Below are 16,106 nucleotides of genomic sequence, written 5' to 3' on the forward strand. Positions count from 1 at the left end.
CGTCGACCCGCTGGCCACAACCCCCGCCGGGGTGGTGGAACGGCAGACACGGAGCACTCAAAATGCTCTGCCCGATGGGCGTGCGGGTTCGAGTCCCGCTCCCGGCACATGAGTGAGAGCGCACCCACCAAGAAGCGGGTTCTCGTCGCCGAGGACGAGGCCATCATCCGACTGGACCTCGCGGAGATGCTCCGCGAGGCCGGCTACGACGTCGTCGGCCAGGCCGGCGACGGCGAGCAGGCCGTCGAGATGGCCCGGTCCCTGACGCCGGACATCATCATCATGGACGTCAAGATGCCGGTCATGGACGGGCTGACGGCCGCCGAGACGATCGGCGCGGAGCGGATCTGCCCCGTCGTCATGCTCACGGCCTTCAGCCAGACCGAGCTCGTCGAGCGGGCCCGCGACGCCGGGGTCATGGCGTACGTCGTCAAGCCGTTCACCGCCGGCGACGTCACCCCGGCGCTCGACATCGCGCTCTCGCGGTGGGCCGAGGTCAAGGCGCTCGAGTCCGAGGTCGCCGACCTCGGGGAGCGGCTGGAGACCCGCAAGGCGGTCGACCGGGCCAAGGGCATCCTCATGACGAAGCTCAAGATCAGCGAGGCCGACGCCTTCCGGTGGATCCAGAAGACGGCGATGGACCGGCGGATGGGCATGCGCGAGGTCGCGGACGCCGTCGTCGCGGGCATGGACACCAAGTCCTGAGCGGACGCGACCGTCGACGCCGGGGGAGTTCCTCGGCCGTGGATCTTCCGGCGGGGGCGCTGCGCGCCCTATCGTCGGCACGAGCAGGGGCCGGCACCGTCCGGTGGGCCCGGACCGAGGAGGCGACGTGGGTCGACGTCCCGTGGACGTGCGTCCGGTCGGCGACGACCTGACCGACGTCACCGCGCTCTGGCTCGAGTCGCGGGTCGGTCAGGGCGCGAGCCGTGAGGCCTGTGCGCGGACGATCTCCGACGGCCGCCTCGCCGCGGCGCTGCGTCGTCCGGGGGTCGTCGCGTCGGTGGCCCGGCTCGAGGGCGCGCCGGTCGGCTTCGTCGTGACGACCGACAACCCGTTCGGGCTCAGCCCCACGCCGGAGGTGACGATCGAGCAGCTGTACGTGTGCCCCGACGCCCGCCGCCTGGGGGTCGCCAAGGCCCTCCTCGCCTCCGTCCTCACCGGCGCCGAGCGCGGCGGCTGCGAGACGGTCGTGTCCAACGTGCCGACGACCAGCCGCGAGGCCAACCGGTTCTTCGCCCGGCTCGGCTTCGGCTCGGTCGTCACCCGTCGCGTCGTGCCGACCCGCACGCTGCGCCGCAGGCTCGCGCCCGAGACGGCCCCGACCGGTCTCGAGCTGGACCGGCGCCGCCGCAGCCTGCGCCGCCGGGCCTTCGTCCCGCCCTTCCCCGGCTGACCGGGGCTCAGGCGTCCCGGCGCACCACGCCCAGGCGGGCGGACGGCAGCCCCGGCAGCACCGTCGAGGCCGTGAGGCCGCAGCGCCGCTCGAGGATCTCGCCGAGCAGGCTGCGGAAGTCCGTCGTCGCCGCGAGGTCGCCCTGCTGCAGCTGTCCGGCACCCAGGCCCGGCCAGGTCCCGTAGACCCGGCCGCCGTTGACCTTGCCGCCGAGGACCATCGAGACGTTCCCGTGCCCGTGGTCGGTCCCGCCCGAGCCGTTCTCCGCGGCGCGGCGCCCGAACTCGGACAGCGTGACGAGGGTGACGCGGTCGGCGGCGGGTCCGAGGTCGGTCATGAACGCCGCGAGCGCGGCGGCGACCTGCCCCAGCTGGTCGAACATCCAGCCCCGGTCGCTGCGGCCGAGGCCCTCGTGCATGTCCCAGTTCCCGGAGTCGACGGTCGCAGCCCGCAGCCCGACCCCCGTCTTGACGAGCCGGGCGACGTCCCGCAGCGACGCGGCGAGGTCCCCGGAGGGGTAGACGGCGCCGTGGGCGGGGGAGTATCCGGCGTTCTTCATCGCGGTCGTCGTCGCGACGGCGTCGAGGGCGGTCGTCGCGGGGCCGGCGTGCTGCGGCGCGGCGCCGGCGTGGAGGGCGCGCAGGGCGGTCGACCAGCGGGCCTCCTCCGTGGCGTCCCAGGCGCCGGAGAGGGTGAAGCGGTCGACCGAGCGCATCGCGAGCTCCAGCGTCGGCCCGGCGAAGCTCGCCGGGGCGGACGCGGTCCCGAGCGCGGTGCCGGCGAAGGTGCCGGGCCGGTCGGTGGCCCCGACCATCCGGTCGAGCCAGCCGCTCCGCAGCGACGAGCCGGGGGCGGCCCGCTCGAGCTCGGCCATGTCCGTGAAGTGCGACCGGGTGGGGTTGGGCAGGCCGAGGGCGTGGACGAAGGCGAGCTTCTTTGCCGTGTACCAGGGCAGGAGCGGCGCGAGGGCGGGGTGCAGGCCGAAGCGCGCGTCGAGCTGCAGCGTGCGCGACGTCGGGATGCCGATCGTCGGCCGGAGCGTCAGGTAGGCGGGGTCGGCGACGGGGACGACCGCCGAGAGACCGTCGAACCCGCCGCGGAAGGACAGCACGACGAGGGTGTCGCCGGTGTACGTGCCGTCGGCGAAGGTGAGCGAGGTCGTCGCGTCGGCGCGTGGGGCCAGCGCCACCGTCGCGGCCCCCGCCCCGAGCGCCGCGAGGCCGCCGAGCACGGCGCGGCGGTCCACCGTGCTGCGCTCGTACTCGGGACAGCCGCAGGCGCGGACGCGGGCCTCGGCGGGGACGGTGTCGGTCATCGGTCGGGTCCTCATCGGGTCGCGAACTCGGGGGTGTCGAGCAGGAGCGCGACGACGTAGGGCAGCCGCCAGCCGACCGCGGCGTCCGTGGCGCGCAGCGGCGAGGCCGGCGTGCGGTCGAGGAAGGCGCACACGGCGGCGCGCTTCGCGGTGGACAGCGGCCCGACGAGCAGCCGGGACGCGAGGGCGTCGACGTACTCGCCGTGGGTCGCCGGAAGAGCTGCCGGGAGCAGACCCCTGAACGGCGGGACCGTGACCCATGGGTCGTCGGTCCGGGTCGACTGCCAGCCCTGCTGCATGTGGAGGTTCCACACCCCGAGCGTCGCGCCGGCCCCGGCCCAGGCCGCGGCGACGTCCGGGTAGCCGTTGGGTGCGGGCCAGCCCATCGGCTTGTGCCCGGCGAGCGAGGACAGCCAGAGGACCTCGTCGAACCACCGCCGGTTCGCCGGGCCCGGCCGGATCCCGAGGACGCGGGCCGTGGAGACGGCGTTCTCGAAGGGTCGCTTGGTCTTCGTCCCGCCCGCGCCCGCGAACTCCTCCGACGCGAACAGGGTCCGCAGCACCGGGGCGATCCGGGTGTCGGCCGCGAGGTAGGCGGCGGCCAGCCGGTCGACGAGCGCCGCGGGCGGGGAGTCGCCCACGAAGCGGACGGCGAGCTTCGTGGCGATCCGCCGCGCCGTCCGGGGGTGGCGCGCCAGGTGGAGGAGGTAGTCGCGCACGACGGCCGAGCCGTCGGCGGCGGTGTTGGCGTGCCTCCAGTCGAGGACGGTGAGCCGGCCGGTGTGGTGCCAGTCGGGCTCGTAGGCCGCCTCTCCGGTCTGCCGGTGCGTCGTGAGCCCGGTGAGCACGAGGGTCGAGTGCCGGACGTCGGCCTCGGTGTAGCCCGCCTCGACGCCGACGGTGTGCAGCTCGAGCAGCTCACGGCCGAGGTTCTCGTTCGGGGACCACCTCGTCGAGGAGGTGTTGTCGAGCTGCTTCAGCAGCGCCGGGTGGGTCACCGCGGCGACGAGCAGGTCGGCGTACCGACCGAGCGCGTGACGGCGGACGACGTCCTCCTGGAAGCGGTGGACCGAGTCCCACGCCGGGCCCCACGGGGCGGTGACGACGAGGTGGTTGGTCCAGAAGTCGGCCATGACCTCGAAGAGCTGGCGCTCGCTCCAGATCGCCCGCGCGGTGTACGCGTGGATGCTGTCCGTGCCGAGGTCGCCGGTGTCGCTGCCGTACCGCTCGCGGACGGCCGCGACGGACATCGACAGCCGGGGGTACTCGGCGAGGACCGTCCTCTCGTCGGCGGTGAGCGGGATCCGCGCCGGGTCGAGCTGGGCGTCCACCCACGCCTGCGCGCCGACCGCCCGGATGTCCGCGACGAGCCGCGGGGTGGCGCCCCACGTGGCGCGGCGGGCGAGGTGGAGGGCCTGGGCCCGGGTCGTGCCGGACGACGGCGGTGGGGGCGGGGGTGTCGGGGGCTCCACGGGCGGCGCCGGGGGCGACCACGGGGCCGTGCGCCGGGTGATGACCTCGGGCATCCACGGCGGGCGGTCCCCGGCGGGGGCCTGGGTCGGGGCGCCGCGCAGGAGCGCGCGCCGGGACGGGAGAGGAGTCACCCGAGCATGGTGTGGTCCCGCCGGCCACCCGGCGTCGGCCGTTCGGGCAGGTCAGCGGGGGCCGAAGGGGTGCCGCTCGCCGTTCTTGACCCGGCCTTGACCTGCGCGTGACCGGGGCCTGGGACGAGCCGGGGGAGACGCTGACCCGAGGCGGGTCAGGCGCCGGGTGCGCCGTCGCGCACGAGGCAGGTGATCCGGCTCGTGCAGACGCGTCGGCCGTCCTCGTCGGTGACGACGACCTCGTAGCTGGCGAGCGTCCGTCCGAGGCTCAGTGCCGTCGCCGTGCCGGTGACCTGTCCGGAGCGCGCGGCCCGGTGGTGGGTGGCGTTGATGTCGAGCCCGACGACGGCCTTGTCCGGGCCCGCGTGCAGGGCGGCGCCGATCGACCCCAGGGTCTCGGCGAGCACGACGGAGGCGCCGCCGTGCAGCAGGCCGTACGGCTGGGTGTTGCCCGCGACCGGCATCGTCGCGACGAGCCTTTCGGGGGAGGCCTCGAGGACCTCGATCCCCATCCGGGTCATGAGCGAGTCGGGGTTCATCGCCTGCATCCGGGCCACGCCGGCCAGGGCGGCGTCGGCGGGGGAGGAGGAGCGGTCCGGCGCGTCCGGGCTGTCGGTCATGGTGGTTAGGCTGCCATGCGTGAAGGTGCTGCTGCTCGACGGACACTCGCTGGCCTACCGGGCCTTCTTCGCCCTGCCGGTCGAGAACTTCTCGACGAGCACGGGCCAGCACACGAACGCGGTGTACGGCTTCACCGCGATGCTCATCAACGTCCTGCGGGACGAGGCGCCCACCCACGTGGGGGTCGCCTTCGACGTGTCGCGACAGACGTTCCGGGCCCAGGAGTACAGCGAGTACAAGGCCGGACGCGCCAAGACCCCGACCGAGTTCACCGGCCAGCTGCCGCTGCTGCGCGAGGTCCTCGACGCGCTGCGCATCCGGCACGTGGGCGTCGAGGGCTTCGAGGCCGACGACGTCATCGCCTCACTCACGAAGCAGGCCGTCGACGCCGGGGGCGAGGTCGTGCTGTGCACCGGCGACCGCGACGCCTTCCAGCTCGTCTCCGACCGGGTCACCCTGCTCTACCCGGTCCGGGGCGTCTCCGAGGTCTGGCGGATGGACCCCGCCGCGGTCGAGGAGAAGTACCTCGTCCCGCCGGACCGGTACAGCGACCTCGCCGCCCTCGTCGGCGAGTCCAGCGACAACCTCCCGGGCGTCCCGGGCGTCGGCCCCAAGACCGCCGCGAAGTGGCTCGGCCAGTACGGCGACCTCCAGGGCGTCGTCGCGCACGTCGACGAGATCAAGGGCAAGGCCGGTGAGAACCTGCGGGGCCATCTCGACGGCGTCCTGCGCAACCGGCGGCTCAACCGGCTCGTCGACGACCTCGACCTCCCGCTCGGCGTCGCCGACCTCGAGCGCGCCTCGTGGGACCGCGAGGAGGTCCACCGGGTCTTCGACGGGCTCGAGTTCCGCGTCCTGCGCGATCGGCTCTTCCAGACCTTCGAGGTGGAGTCCGACGAGGTCGAGGGCGGTTTCGACCTCGACGGCGAGGTCCTCGGGGCCGACGACCTCACCGCGCGGTTCGGCGAGGGCGGCCCCGGTCGCGCGATGCCGCACGGCGTCGTCGTGTCCGGGCAGTACCGGGCCGGCGAGGGAGACGCCACCGCCCTGGCCTTCGCCGGGGAGGACGGCGCGACCGGACACGTCGACCTCGCCGCACTCACCCCCGAGCAGGAGCAGGCGCTGCGCGGCTGGCTCGCCGACCCCTCGGCCGCGAAGGTCCTCCACGACCTCAAGCCGCAGCTGCAGGCGCTGTCCACCCGCGGGCTCGACCTCGCCGGGGTGACGAGCGACACCGCGCTCGCGGCCTACCTCGTCCGCCCGGACCAGCGCTCCTACGACCTCGAGGACCTCGTCGTGCGCCACCTCGGCCGCGAGCTCGTCGCGACGGCCGACGAGACCGGGGACCAGGGACGCCAGGGCACCCTCGACTTCGACACCGACGACGACACGGCCGCGCGCGACGCGATGGTCCGGGCCCGCGCGGTCCTCGACCTGTCGGCCACCCTCGCCGAGAAGGTCGAGGAGACCGGCGGCACGGAGCTCCTTCACGACCTCGAGCTGCCGCTCGTCGACATCCTCGCCGCGATGGAGCGGGTCGGCATCGCGGCCGACGGTGACGCGCTCACCGCGCTCGAGGCCGACTTCGCGGCCAAGATGCGCCAGGCCCAGCAGGACGCGTACGACGCGATCGGCCGCGAGGACGTCAACCTCGGCAGCCCCAAGCAGCTCCAGCAGGTGCTCTTCGAGCAGCTCGACATGCCGAAGACGAAGCGGACGAAGACCGGGTACACGACGGACGCCGACGCCCTCGCCGACCTCTTCGTCAAGACCGAGCACCCGTTCCTCGAGGCCCTGCTGCGCCACCGCGACACCAGCCGCCTGCGGGTCACCGTCGAGGGGCTCATCAAGTCCGTGGCGCCGGACCGCCGCATCCACACGACGTACCTGCAGACCATCGCGGCCACGGGACGGCTCTCCTCGACCGACCCGAACCTGCAGAACGTCCCGATCCGGACCGAGGAGGGCCGCCGGATCCGCGAGGTCTTCGTCGTCGGCGACGGCTTCGAGTCGCTCATGTCGGCCGACTACAGCCAGATCGAGATGCGGATCATGGCCCACCTGTCCGGCGACGAGGGCCTCATCGAGGCCTTCCGCACGGGGGAGGACCTGCACCGTTTCGTCGGCGCACGGGTCTTCTCGGTCGAGCCCGAGGACGTCACCCTCGAGATGCGCAGCAAGGTCAAGGCGATGAGCTACGGGCTCGCCTACGGGCTGTCGGCCTTCGGCCTGTCCAAGCAGCTGACGATCACGACGGGCGAGGCCCAGGGCCTCATGGACGAGTACTTCGCCCGCTTCGGCGGGGTGCGCGACTACCTGCACGAGGTCGTGGCCGAGGCCCGCGCGACGGGGTACACCTCGACGATGCTCGGGCGGCGCCGTTACCTGCCGGACCTCACGAGCGACAACCGCCAACGCCGCGAGATGGCGGAGCGGATGGCGCTCAACGCCCCCATCCAGGGCTCGGCGGCGGACATCATCAAGCTCGCGATGAAGCGCGTCGACGCCGCCCTGCGCGACGAGGGCGTCGCGAGCCGGATGCTCCTGCAGGTCCACGACGAGCTCGTCCTCGAGATCGCCCCCGGGGAGCGCGAGACCGTCGAGACGCTCGTCCGCCGGGAGATGGGTGCGGCCACCGACATGGACGTGCCGCTCGACGTGAGCGTCGGCGTCGGCCGCTCCTGGCACGACGCCGCCCACTGACGGGCCCCCGCGTCAGCGTCGGGGCCGGACCGTCCGGGCCCGACGGACCGCACGGACCCAGCGGCCGTCGCCGCCCTCGGACCGGCTCAGCGCCTCGGCGAGCGCGTCGTCCTCGGTGGCCGAGACCTCGGTCACGTCGCGCCAGGTGACGACGAGGAGGACCGCGAGGAGGGCCGCGTCGACGCCGAGGACGACGAGCAGGAGGGAGTGCCCGTCCTCGACGAGCGGCAGCGCCGACGCGACGAGGACGCACGCCGCCCAGACCCACACGACCGCCGCGCGGTGCTCGCGCGCGAGCGCCGTCTGGACGAGGAGCTGCACCATCGCCGTCACGGTCCCGAGCAGGCCGAAGAGCCACAGGTCCGGCGCGACGGCCGCGTAGGCCGGGCCTCCGACGAAGGCGAGGGCCACCTCGGGGAGGAGGGAGACGGCCACGACGGCGACGAGTCCGAGGCCGAGGACGACGAGCAGCCCGAGATGGTGCAGGTGCCGTCCGCCCCGGCGCCGCGCCATCGCCGGGTAGGCGAGGACGGTGACGAAGGTCGGGAGGAACAGGACGGCCTTGGCGAGGATGAGGCCGGCGGCGTACACCCCGGACTCGTCGGGAGGCAGGATCGCCCGCGCGGCGAACACGTCCGCCTGGGTGAGGACGAAGAAGGCGAGCAGGGTGTGCGCGTCGCGCAGCACCTCGCGCAGCACGCCGGGGGCCTTCGGCGCCCCGGAACGCTCGGGCGGGGGGTCGGGGACGAGGAGCCGACCGGCGACGACGGGGACCAGGGCCCCCAGGGCGACGCCGAGCATCGCCCCGAGGGCCGTCGGCAGCACCGCGAGCACGGCGCCACCGACGACGACCCGGCCGAGCCCGCTCGTGACGCTCAGCAGGGCGAAGGCCCGCCACCGACGCCGGCCCTGGGCGAGGCCCAGGCGCACGCCGGTGAGGGTGAGCGCGGCGGCGGTCACGGCGACGGTCGCGGCGGTGAGCCACGACCCGAGACGGAAGACCGCGGTCGCGACGGGCACGAGGGCCAGGCAGAGGAGACCGAGGGCGACGGCCGCGCGCCGGCCCTCGACGACGAGCGGCCCCGCGGGCCGGTCCGGCCCCGCGACCGCGACCCGCCGTGCCGTCGTCGCCTGGACACCGAGCGCGATGACGTTGACGACGAGGACGACGCCCATGAGGGCCGCCACCTCCGAGTACTCGTCCGGCCCGAGAGCACGGGCCGCGAGGAGGGTGAAGGCGTAGGCCGCCGCGTTCATGGCCGTCATCCCGACGGCGACGAGGCCCGCGCCACGGGCCAGCGCCATCCCGCCCGTCCGCCTCGACACCGACACAGGGTACGGCCCGCGCCGTCGCACGACCGCACGGCCGGCCCGCGCCTAGGCTGGGCGTCGTGACGAACCCCGGAGGTGGGCCCGCCCCGGGGCGCCGGACCGGGGCGCGACGTCGCGGTCTCCTCGTGGCCCTGCCGGTGTCCCTGCTCGTCACGGCGTGGGTGCTCCGCGGGATCCCGGGCCCCGGACAGTACCTCGTCCGCGACTTCGTCGCCGTCCCCGACCCCGCTCGCCCGGTGTCCGTCCTGCCCTCGAACGCGGAGACGCTGCGCGCCTGGCCCCTCGACGCGGTCGTCTGGCTCTTGTCGGGGCTCGTCCCCACCGGCGTCCAGCAGGCGCTGATCCTCGCCGGCGCCCTCGTCCTCGCCGGGACGGGGGCGGGGCTGCTCGTGTCCCGGGCGGGGGTGTCCGCCGTGGCCGCGACGTCCGTGCTGGCCGTCTGGAACCCGTACGTCACCGAGCGGGTGCTCCTCGGCCAGCCGCCCACCCTGCTCGGCTACGCCATGCTGCCGTGGGTGCTCCTCGCCGTGCGCTCCGCCCGGCCCCTCGGCCCCCGCCTCGCGCTGCTCGTCCTCGCCGCGGCCCCGGCCGCGCTCACCCCGTGGGGCGGCGCCCTCGCGCTGGCCGTCGCCGTCGTCGGGGCCCTGAGCCGTGACGACCGCGGCGTGCGGCAGGTCGCCGCGACCGCCGCCGTCGGTCTCGCCTGGTGCCTGCCGTGGGCGGTCCCGGCGGTGCTCGCCGGGGGCCTGCCCGCCGACCCCGACGGTGCGGCGGCGTTCGCGCTCGCCGACGACTCCGGCCTCGGCACCTGGCTCTCGGCCCTGACCGGTGGCGGGGTGTGGGGGAGCGGCGCGGTGCCTCGGTCCCGGGAGGACCCGGTGGCCCTCGGTGCGGGCCTCGTCCTCGTCGTCGTCGCCACCGTCGGGGCCGCGGCCCTCGGGCGGCGGTGGGGGTGGCGGGCCGGGCTCGTCGCGCTCGGCCTGCTCGTCGGTCCGTCGCTCGTGCTCACCGCCCTCTCGGGTCCGCTCCTCGGCGTGCTCGCCGCGCTGCAGTCGGTGCCCGGGGTGGCCCTCGTCCGCGACCAGCACCGGGTGCTCGCGCCCGCCGTCCTGGCCCTCGCCGTCCTCGCCGGGGTCGCGACCGGGGCGGTGCGCACGGTCGCGGGCCGTGCCGCCGGGGCGCTCGTCGCGGCGCTCGTCCTCGCCCTCGCCGTCGCGGCCGTCCCCGACCTGCCCCGGTCGGTGGGCGCCGCCTACCGCCCGGTGACCTACCCGGCCGGCTGGGAGGCGGTGGTGTCCGCGGTGGACCGGGTCCCCGGACGGCCCGTCGTCGCGTCGTTCCCCTGGCAGCCGCTGCGCCGGCCGGGCTGGGGCGGGCCGGCGCCGTTCCTCGACCCGCTGCCCCGCGCGCTGTCCGCGGAGGTCCTCGTCGACGGCGCGCTCGTCGTGGAGCGCGACGGCCGGTCGCTCGTCGTCGGCCCGACGCCGGGGGAGCCCACGTGGCGGCGCGGCGTGGTGACGACGGAGTCCCTGCGGGAGCGGGGCGTCGACCTCGTCGTCGAGTGGCTCGACACCCCCGGCGCCCTTCCTGCGGAGCGACCCGGGTGGGTGCAGGTCGTGAGCACCCCGGAGCTGCGTCTCTGGGACGTGCGAGCGGCACGCTGAGGACGCACGCCCCCGATCGGGCTACCAGGCGGTAGGATCCCGTCAGCCCGTCCCGAGGAAGGTCCCACCGACGATGACCGCGACCACCACCAGCACCGCCGCCGGCGGCCGCTCCGCCGCCGTGCTCCTCTTCGTCAGCCTGCTGCTCGGCCTCGGGGTCGCCTTCGCGGCCGCCGCCACGATCGTCTCGGTCAACGGTCCCGGCGACTCCTCGGCCGTCAGCGAGGGGCCCGGCGCCCCGATCCCGGCGAACGAGCTCCTCGGCTACGGCGGCTGAGCTCGGCGTCGCGGTCCGCCGTCGGAACCCGGCGGCTCGCCGTGTCGGTGAGCACCGTGATCCAGGCCTCGACGCTGCCGGCCCACGTGAAGCGTGCGGCGTGGCGCACCGCTCCCGCTCCGAGGCGCTCCCGCTCCTCGTCGTCGACGAGCAGCCGGTCGACGGCCCGCGTCAGGTCCTCGAGGTCGTCGACGAGCAGTCCGCTCTCCCCGTCCAGGATCGACTCCGACAGCCCGCCGGCCCCCCGGTAGGCCACCGTCGGCGTCGCGTGGGTCGCGGCCTCGACGACACACAGCCCCCAGCCCTCCTTGACGCTCGGGGCCAGGGCCACCCAGGCCGCGGCGAGCTCGGCGTGCTTGGTCTCCTCGTCGACGAAGCCGAGGAGGTCCACCCGGTCCCCGACCCCCGCCCTCCGGGCGGCGGTCGCCACCTCCTCGCGCCACCACCCGTCGCCGACGACCCGCAACCGCAGCCGGGGGTGCCGGTCGGCGAGCGCGGCCAGCACGGCGATGGCGTGCTCGACGCGCTTGTGCGGCACGACCCGACCGAGGACGACGAGCCGGGGGTCCGGGTGCCGGGGCCGGTCGGCGAGCAGCGGGGGCTCGGTCCCGTTGTGCACGACGGCGATGCTCCCGGGGTCGACCCCGAGACCCGCGAGCTCGTCCCGGGTCCGCTCGGAGACGGCGACGTACTGCGACCCGCGCAGCAGGCGCGGGGCCACCCGGGACTCGACGAACCACCCGACCCGCGCGGCCACCGGCCCGAAGACGATCGGCCACTGCTCGCGGTGGACGTGGTGGACGAGGACGACGGCGGGCGAGCGGGTCGCCAGTCGGGCGAGGAACGGCACGCCGTTCTGGGTGTCGACGACGGCGTCGAAGCGGCCCCCGGTGCGTTCGAGGGCGCGCAGGCGGCGCACCGACGCCGGGTACACCCCCAGCCGGCCCCCCTGACGGAGCACCCGCACGCCGTCTCGCACCTCCTCGACGGCGGAGCCCGGGTGGCGGGCGCAGAGGAGCGTCACCTCGTGCCCGGCGGCCGCGAGACCCGCGCAGACCGTCTCGGCGTACTTCTCGGCGCCCCCGCCCTCGGGGTGTGTAGAGTCGCGCCAGTTCAGGAAGGCAATGCGCACCAGGTGCTCTTTCAGATCGACCGGAGCCGGATGTTATCGCAGCACCCGAGTGCCGACGGGCCCCGTCGTCGCCGCCCCACGCTCGCCCGCTCCGTCCGGCTCTTCCGGGCCTTCCTCGTCGAGCAGACCGACCCCGACCGCTTCTACGGCGCCCTCGCGGACGACTCGGTCGAGATGCTCTCCCGGTGGGCCGTCCTCGACGGCGCGAGCGTCCTCGACGTGGGTGGGGGCCCGGGGTACTTCTCGTCGGCCTTCGACGCCGCGGGCGCACGGTACGCGGGGGTCGAGCCCGACGCCGGGGAGCTCACCGCACGCGGCGACGTCGAGGGCAACAGCGTGCGCGGGTCCGGTCTCGCGCTGCCCGTCGCCGACCGCGCGGTCGACGTCGCCTTCTCGAGCAACGTCCTCGAGCACGTCTCCGACCCCGTCCGGATGGTCGAGGAGATGGTCCGGGTCGCCCGCCCCGGCGGGCTCGTCGTCGTCTCCTGGACGCCGTGGCTCTCCCCGTGGGGTGGTCACGAGACCTCCCCGTGGCACTACCTCGGCGGCCAGCGCGCCGCCGACCGCTACGCCCGCCGCCACGGCCGACGTCCCAAGAACGACCTCGGCCGCACGCTGTTCCGCTGCCCCGTCGCGCCGATGGTCCGCTGGGCCCGCACGGCCGAGCGCGAGGGACGGGTCGAGGTCGTCGAGGTGCTACCGCGGTACCACCCGTGGTGGGCCCGGTGGGTCGTGGACGTCGCGGGGGTCCGCGAGGTGCTCAGCTGGAACGCGGTGCTCGTCCTGCGCCGGGCCGCGCGGTGACGAGGCGCACCGACGACGCGGCGGTGTGGCGGTCCCGCCTGGACCGGCTGCTCCCGAGCGTCTTCCTCGTCGCCCTCGCCTTCGTCCAGCGCCCCGGCTGGACCGCGGCCGACACCAAGCTCGACCTCGTCGTCGACCCGGCCGGCTTCCTCGGGCGCGCCCTCAGCCTGTGGGACCCGCTGGCAGCCGGCGGCCAGCTGCAGAACCAGGCCTACGGCTACCTCTTCCCGATGGGTCCGTTCTTCCTCCTCGGCGACGCGCTGCGGCTGCCCGGGTGGGTCGTGCAGCGGCTGTGGTGGGCCTTGGTGCTCGTCCTGGCCTACCACGGCGCGCGCCGGGTGCTCGAGCGGCTGGGGGTCGGGACCGGCTGGTCGCGGGTCGTCGGGGCGTTCACCTACGCCCTCGCGCCCCGCATGCTCGTCGGCCTCGGCGCGATCAGCTCGGAGATCTGGCCGATGGCGGTCGCCCCGTGGGTCCTCCTGCCGCTGCTCGCCGTGCGGCCGGGGGACGAGCGGTCGGCGGCGCTCCGGTCCGGGGTGGCCGTCCTCGCGCTCGGGGCGGTCAACGCCGTCGCGTCGCTCGCCACCCTCGTGCTGCCGGCCTGGTGGATCCTCACCCGCCGCGGCCGTCCCCGCCGGCTGCTCCTCGGCTGGTGGTCGGTCGCCGTGGTCCTCGCGAGCGCGTGGTGGGTCGGCCCCCTCGTCCTCCTCGGCCGCTACAGCCCGCCCTTCCTCGACTGGATCGAGGACGCGCGGGTGACGACGTCGGTGGCCTCGGTCACCGAGGCCCTGCGCGGGACGACCCAGTGGATCGCGACGATCGGTGGCTCGCAGGCCGCGGTGTGGCCCGCCGGGTGGGTCGTGCTCACCTCCCGGAACGTCGTCCTGCTCGGGCTGGTCGTCGTCCTGGCCGGGCTGCTCGGCCTGGCTCTGGCCCGGGGACCGTGGGCCGGGTTCGCCCGGGGCGGCCTGCTCCTCGGTCTCGTCCTCGTGACCTTCGGCCACCTCGGGGGCGTGGCGCCGCCGTGGGCCGGCGCCGAGGCGGACCTGCTCGACCGCGCCCTCGCCCCCTTCCGCAACACCCACAAGTTCGAGCCCGTCGTCCGGCTCCCCCTGGCGCTCGGCGTGGCCCACGCGCTGCCGCTCGCCGTGACGTGGCTGCGGTCCAGGGGCGCCCCGTGGCCGGCCCTGGCCCCGGCCCTCGTCGTGACGGCCCTCGTCGGACAGACCGCCGTCCCGGCCGCCCTCGGGGTGGTCCAGCGGGGCCCCTTCGTCGCCGTGCCGGCCGCCTGGTCCGAGACCGCGCGGTGGCTCGCCGACCACGACGACGGCGGCCGGACCCTACTGCTGCCCGGTGGCAACGCCCCGGCCCGGTTCTGGGGGGAGCCCAAGGACGAGCCGCTCCAGCCGTACGCCGAGTCCCCGTGGGTCGTGCGGGACGCGGTCCCGCTCGGCTCCGCCGGCGCCACCCGCATCCTCAACGCCGTCGAGACCCGGGTGGCGCAGGGGCGCGGCGGCGAGGAGCTCCGGGCGCTGCTCGAGGCCCTCGCCGTGACCCGGGTCGTGGTCGTCGCCGACCACGCCCGCCCCGGCGCGGGGACGACGCCCCCGGTCGTCGTCCGCGCCGCGCTCGTGCGCAGCGGCGCGACGTCGGTGGCCGCGTTCGGCGACGTCGTCGGGGGCAGCACCGACGTCGCCGTGGCCTCGGACTGGGGGCTGGACCGCCCCCTGCGCGAGCTCGAGGTCCTCGACGTCGGGACCGGGTCCCGGATCGCGCCGACCGAGCGCGTGCCGCTCGCGACCCTCGCGCGCTACGCCGGCGGGCCGGAGGGTGCGACGGCACTGCCCGCAGCCGGCGCCGGCGTCCTCACGACCGAGCCCGGGGCGTCCGCGGCCGCGGGCCCGGTCGTCGTGACCGACACCCTGCAGCGCCGCCGTGCGGGCTTCGCGACGGCCACCGACCTCTACGGCCCGCTGCGCAGCGCCGACGAGGACTACCGGTCGGCCCGGGCCGTCCACGACTACTGGCCCGCACCCCTCGGCGAGACCTCTCCCGGGCTCACCGACGCCCAGACGGTCCGCGTCGACGACGGCGAGGCCCGCGCCGACGCGTCGTCCAGCCTCGCCGAGCCGGCGCTCGGGCAGGGCCGCGAGCTCGCGAGCGACCCGTGGCGTGCCTTCGACCTCAGCGGCGAGACGGCGTGGACCTCGTCGGGCTTCTCTCCCGAGGGCCAGTGGCTCGGCCTCACGTGGGCCGAGCCGCTCCTCCCGCCGGCGTCGGTCGAGGTCGTCCTCGACACCGAACGGGGAGCCGACGTCGCGGCCCTCACGGTCACGACGGACGCGGGGACGCTCCGGACGCCGGTGACCACCCCCTCGCTCGCGGGGGACGACGTCGACCCGGAGCGGTACCGGGTCGCCGTCGAGGTGCCGCCCGGCCCGACGACGGGCTTGCGCCTCGAGGTCGCCGCGGTCCGGGACGGGGGCCGGACCGTTCGGGTGCGTGACGTCGGGGCGGGGGTCCTGCCCCGGACCGAGCCCGCCGTCCGGCTGCCCGTCACCGAGCTCCGACCGGACGTCGTGACCCTCGGGGCGTCCGGCGACGACCGCCCCGCGTGCCACCCCCTCGCGAACGGGGTCCTCGCGTGCTCGCCCGGGTACGCGCGGACGGGGGAGGAGGCGACGCAGATGCGTCGGGTCGTGCGTCTCGAGGAGGCCCGGACCTTCGAGGTCACCGGATCCGCCGTCGCGACCGGCGTCGGGGCGGACGCTCTGCTGCGCCGGCTCGACGGCGTGCGGGCCTCGGGGTCCAGCCGCTGGCTGACCGAGCCGGGGGTCTCCCCGCAGCTCGTCGTCGACGGCGACCCGGGGACGTACTGGGCCGCCGACCCCGACGACGAGCGTCCGACGCTCACGGTCCGCTGGCCGGGGCGCCGGACCGTCGAGGGCCTGCGCCTCACCGTCGCGTCCGACGTCGCGGGCCGGCGCCCGACGGCGGTCGAGGTCACGCTCGGCGGGCGCACCGTCCGCCGGGTGCTCGACCGGGACGGCGTGGTCGACCTCCCGACGACCCGCACCGACCGGGTCCGGGTCGTCGTGACGGACACGACGAGCCAGGACGCGCTCACCGCGGCCGGCCGCCGTCCGATGCCCGTCGTCGTCGGCGACGTCGCGCTCCTGGGCGACCCCTGGCCGGTCGGTCCGACGGGCGAGGACCCGGTCGTCGTCCCGTGCGGGCTCGGTCCGACGGTCCAGGCCG

General features: G+C 75.8%; 11 protein-coding genes, 1 tRNA gene and 1 pseudogene. 8 read left to right on the forward strand and 5 right to left on the reverse strand.

What is annotated here, in order from left to right; translation table 11 throughout:
* Positions 1-25: 25 nt before the first annotated feature.
* The 3 genes from KC207_RS02565 to KC207_RS02575 all read left to right on the forward strand — a co-directional run bounded on the left by KC207_RS02565 (position 26) and on the right by KC207_RS02575 (position 1,396).
* A tRNA-Leu gene (locus tag KC207_RS02565) sits at positions 26-107 on the forward strand.
* A gap of 1 nt (position 108) precedes the next feature.
* Positions 109-705 (forward strand): ANTAR domain-containing response regulator, encoded by a 597-nt coding sequence (locus tag KC207_RS02570; protein WP_211601337.1) that lies wholly within the window; start codon positions 109-111, stop codon positions 703-705.
* 127 nt (positions 706-832) lie between these two features.
* The gene (locus KC207_RS02575; protein WP_211601338.1) at positions 833-1,396 is read left to right on the forward strand and encodes a GNAT family N-acetyltransferase; all 564 of its coding nucleotides are present in this window, start codon (positions 833-835) and stop codon (positions 1,394-1,396) included.
* A 7-nt stretch (positions 1,397-1,403) separates the two neighbouring features.
* On the opposite strand, the gene KC207_RS02580 is transcribed toward KC207_RS02575, so the two are convergent.
* From KC207_RS02580 to KC207_RS02590, 3 genes are all read right to left on the reverse strand, one after another.
* Positions 1,404-2,711 (reverse strand): DUF1501 domain-containing protein, encoded by a 1,308-nt coding sequence (locus KC207_RS02580; protein WP_211601339.1) that lies wholly within the window; start codon positions 2,709-2,711, stop codon positions 1,404-1,406.
* Between the two features lie 11 nt (positions 2,712-2,722).
* On the reverse strand, positions 2,723-4,315 hold the full coding sequence (locus tag KC207_RS02585; protein ID WP_211601340.1) for a DUF1800 domain-containing protein: 1,593 nt from the start codon (positions 4,313-4,315) through the stop codon (positions 2,723-2,725).
* A 155-nt stretch (positions 4,316-4,470) separates the two neighbouring features.
* The gene (locus KC207_RS02590; RefSeq protein WP_249138544.1) at positions 4,471-4,863 is read right to left on the reverse strand and encodes a PaaI family thioesterase; all 393 of its coding nucleotides are present in this window, start codon (positions 4,861-4,863) and stop codon (positions 4,471-4,473) included.
* A gap of 70 nt (positions 4,864-4,933) precedes the next feature.
* Between KC207_RS02590 and polA the strand changes: the two genes are divergently transcribed.
* Positions 4,934-7,639, forward strand: coding sequence for a DNA polymerase I (gene polA / locus KC207_RS02595; protein WP_211601342.1), 2,706 nt, complete (start codon positions 4,934-4,936; stop codon positions 7,637-7,639).
* A 12-nt stretch (positions 7,640-7,651) separates the two neighbouring features.
* Here the strand turns inward: polA and KC207_RS02600 are convergent, their stop codons facing one another.
* The gene (locus tag KC207_RS02600; protein WP_211601343.1) at positions 7,652-8,965 is read right to left on the reverse strand and encodes a lipopolysaccharide biosynthesis protein; all 1,314 of its coding nucleotides are present in this window, start codon (positions 8,963-8,965) and stop codon (positions 7,652-7,654) included.
* Between the two features lie 65 nt (positions 8,966-9,030).
* Here KC207_RS02600 and KC207_RS02605 point away from each other — a divergent pair, with 65 nt between their 5' ends.
* Both KC207_RS02605 and KC207_RS02610 read left to right on the forward strand, forming a co-directional pair.
* Positions 9,031-10,635 (forward strand): MmpA family trehalose lipid delivery protein, encoded by a 1,605-nt coding sequence (locus KC207_RS02605; RefSeq protein ID WP_211601344.1) that lies wholly within the window; start codon positions 9,031-9,033, stop codon positions 10,633-10,635.
* Positions 10,636-10,708: 73 nt separating this feature from the next.
* Positions 10,709-10,912, forward strand: coding sequence for a hypothetical protein (locus tag KC207_RS02610; protein WP_211601345.1), 204 nt, complete (start codon positions 10,709-10,711; stop codon positions 10,910-10,912).
* Here the strand turns inward: KC207_RS02610 and KC207_RS02615 are convergent.
* Positions 10,854-12,044, reverse strand: coding sequence for a glycosyltransferase family 4 protein (locus KC207_RS02615; RefSeq protein ID WP_211601346.1), 1,191 nt, complete (start codon positions 12,042-12,044; stop codon positions 10,854-10,856). The genes KC207_RS02610 and KC207_RS02615 overlap by 59 nt on opposite strands.
* Before the next feature lie 30 nt (positions 12,045-12,074).
* On the opposite strand from KC207_RS02615, the gene KC207_RS02620 reads away from it, so the two are divergent.
* Together KC207_RS02620 and KC207_RS17120 are read left to right on the forward strand one after the other, a co-directional pair.
* On the forward strand, positions 12,075-12,848 hold the full coding sequence (locus tag KC207_RS02620; protein ID WP_211601347.1) for a class I SAM-dependent methyltransferase: 774 nt from the start codon (positions 12,075-12,077) through the stop codon (positions 12,846-12,848).
* A gap of 23 nt (positions 12,849-12,871) precedes the next feature.
* Positions 12,872-16,018, forward strand: a pseudogene (locus KC207_RS17120) (alpha-(1->3)-arabinofuranosyltransferase domain-containing protein); the annotation flags it as partial.
* Between the last annotated feature and the right edge of the window lie 88 nt (positions 16,019-16,106).

This window comes from Phycicoccus avicenniae (assembly GCF_018139485.1).
GTDB classification, from domain to species: Bacteria; Actinomycetota; Actinomycetes; order Actinomycetales; family Dermatophilaceae; genus Phycicoccus; species Phycicoccus avicenniae.